The organism is Nitratireductor aquibiodomus NL21 = JCM 21793 (assembly GCF_000615975.1).
Taxonomy (GTDB): domain Bacteria; phylum Pseudomonadota; class Alphaproteobacteria; order Rhizobiales; family Rhizobiaceae; genus Nitratireductor; species Nitratireductor aquibiodomus.
Genome location: NZ_BAMP01000169.1, coordinates 1 through 2,744, shown reverse-complemented (window position 1 = coordinate 2,744; position 2,744 = coordinate 1). Strand labels below are relative to the sequence as shown.

The window sequence follows — 2,744 nt, the reverse complement described above, 5'->3', positions numbered from 1 at the left end:
CGCCGCGCGGCGGGCGGCTGGTGGTGGCGGCGGATTCCGAGCCGCGCACGCTGAACCCGGCAATCGTCGCGTCGAATGGCGTGTTTTTCATCGCCAGCAAGGTGATCGAGCCGCTGGCTGAAGCCATGATGGACGGTGAGGGCGGGCTTGCGCCACGCCTGGCCACAAGCTGGGAAGGCTCCGAAGACGGGCTTTCCATCACCTTCAAACTGCGCGAGGGCGTGACCTGGCACGATGGCGAGCCGTTCACCTCTGCGGATGTGGCCTTCTCCGCGATGGAGGTCTGGAAGCCGCTGCAAAATCTCGGCCGCGTTGTGTTCGCCAATCTCGACACGGTGGAAACGCCTGATGCGCACACCGCCATCTTCCGCTTTTCCGCACCCACGCCCATCCAGCTCATTCGCAATGCGCTGCCGGTGGTGACAAGCGTTTTGCCAAAACATCTTTATGAGGGCACGGACATCGCCGCCAACCCTGCCAACAAGGCGCCGGTGGGAACGGGACCGTTCAAATTCGCCGAGCACAGGCCCGGCGAATATTACCGCCTTACCCGCAATGACGCCTATTGGGGCGAGGGGCTGCCGAAGCTGGACGAGATCATCTTCCGCGTTCTGCCCGACCGGGCGGCGGCGGCTTCCGCGCTGGAGGCGGGCGAAATCCAGCTTGCGGCCTTTTCGCAGGTACCGCTGGTCGATCTGGAGCGCATTGCCAATGTGCCGGGGCTGAAAGTGGTGACGGAAGGCTATGAGGCGCTGACCTATCAGCTTGTGGTGGAGATCAACCACCGCAACGAGATCCTTGCCAACCGGAAGGTGCGGCAGGCCCTGTCGCACGCTATCGATCGGGATTTCGTGGTCGACACGGTGTTTCTTGGCTATGCGCAGGCGGCCACCGGCCCGGTGCCGCAGAACGCGCCGCAATTCTACAATCCTGATGTGAAATCCTATTCCTTCGATACGGAGCGGGCCAACGCGCTTCTCGACGAGGCGGGCTATCCGCGCGGCGAGGATGGCAAGCGCTTTTCGCTGCGTCTCCTGCCCGCGCCCTTCTTCAGCGAAACGCGCCAGTTCGGCGATTATCTGCGTCAGACGCTCGGCAAGGTTGGCATCGACGTGACTCTGGTGAACAACGACACGCCGGCGCATCTGAAGGCAGTCTACACGGATCATGATTTCGACATTGCCGTTGGCTCGCCCGTGTTCCGCGGCGATCCGGCCATCTCGACCACGATCCTCGTTCAGTCGGGCATTCCCGACGGCGTGCCGTTTTCCAATCAGGGCGGCTATGCCAATGCCGAGCTCGACACGATCATCGATCAGGCCGCAGAGACCATCGATACGGAAGCGCGCACCGCGCTTTACAACGACTTCCAGCGCATCGTGGTGGAGGATCTGCCGCTGATAAACGTCGCCGAATGGGGCTTTACCACGGTTGCCCGTGACTCGGTTCTCAATGTGGGCAACAATCCGCGCTGGCCCGTTTCCAGCTGGCTGATACTGCACTCGCTTCCTGAGAACGCAAGGAACACGCACTGGCATGCACCGGGCCCTGACTTTGACGCGGCGGCGTATCGTCAGCAGCATTCCGGTGCTGCTCATCGTCATCGTCGGCACGTTTCTGCTTCTGGAAGCTGCTCCTGGCGATGCGGTGGACGCCTATCTGCTTTCGCTGGGCGGGGGCGATGCGGGCCTCGTGGCGGAGCTTCGCCAGAGCTATGGGCTCGACCAGTCGCTTGTGAAACGGCTGACGCTTTATGTGGGCGCCTTGCTGCGGTTCGATCTCGCTGGTCGGTGACATTCGACCGGCCGGTTCTTGACCTGATCGCGGAGCGACTGCCCAACACGCTGTGGCTGATGGGAGCGGCGACGGCGCTTGCCTTCTCGCTTGGTTCGCTTCTGGGCATTGTTGCCGGCGCGCGGCCGGGCAGCCCGACGGACCGGGCGCTTTCCATCGGCTCGCTGGCGCTCTACGCGGTTCCGAGCTTCTGGCTCGGCCTTGTTCTGGTTCTGGTGTTCGCGGTCGATCTGCGCTGGTTTCCCACGGCGGGCATTGAAACCATCGCTTCCGGCAAGACCGGGCTGGCGCGCGTGGCCGACATTGCCTGGCATCTGGTGCTGCCGGTTTCCGCGCTCGGCTTCATTTACCTGGCTCTTTTTCTGCGCATGATGCGAACCGGCATGGCGGAAGCCTGGCGGCAGGATTTTGTGCTTTTTGCGCGCGCCAAGGGGCTGGCGCGGCGGCGCATCGTGCTGCGCCACGTGGCGCGCAATGCGCTTCTGCCGCTGGTCACCATGCTTGGCCTGCAGGCGGCGGCCACGCTGGGCGGCAGTGTGGTGGTGGAAAGCGTGTTCGCCATTCCGGGATTCGGGCGGCTTGCGCATGAAGCGGTTTCCGGCCGCGATGCGCCGCTTCTGACCGGCATCATCATCGCCAGTGCGGTGCTCGTAATCGTCGTCAATCTTCTGGTGGACATCGCCTACGCGGCTCTCGACCCGCGCGTTGGCAGCGGGGAGGCGTCGTCGTGAACCGTGTTGCCGGACGTCTTCTGAACTCGCCGGAAGGGGTGGCGGGGCTTTGTCTTCTGGTGCTGCTTGCCGCCATGGCGCTTGCCGCACCGCTTCTTTTTCCCGGCGATCCGCTGACGATTGTCGGGCGACCGCTGACCGCGCCTTTCACCGATCCGGCGCTTCCGCTTGGCACGGACCGGTTGGGCCGGGATGTGGCTGCGGGACTGATGCACGGCG

The 2,744-nt window shown here is 63.9% G+C and carries 3 pseudogenes; all 3 read left to right on the top strand.

Features of this window, described 5'->3' with window-relative positions:
- Positions 1 to 1,513: pseudogene (locus tag JCM21793_RS31610) on the top strand (ABC transporter substrate-binding protein); the annotation flags it as partial.
- A 23-nt stretch (positions 1,514 to 1,536) separates the two neighbouring features.
- Positions 1,537 to 2,525: pseudogene (locus JCM21793_RS31605) on the top strand (ABC transporter permease).
- Positions 2,522 to 2,744: pseudogene (locus JCM21793_RS27945) on the top strand (ABC transporter permease); the annotation flags it as partial. The pseudogenes JCM21793_RS31605 and JCM21793_RS27945, both read left to right, overlap by 4 nt.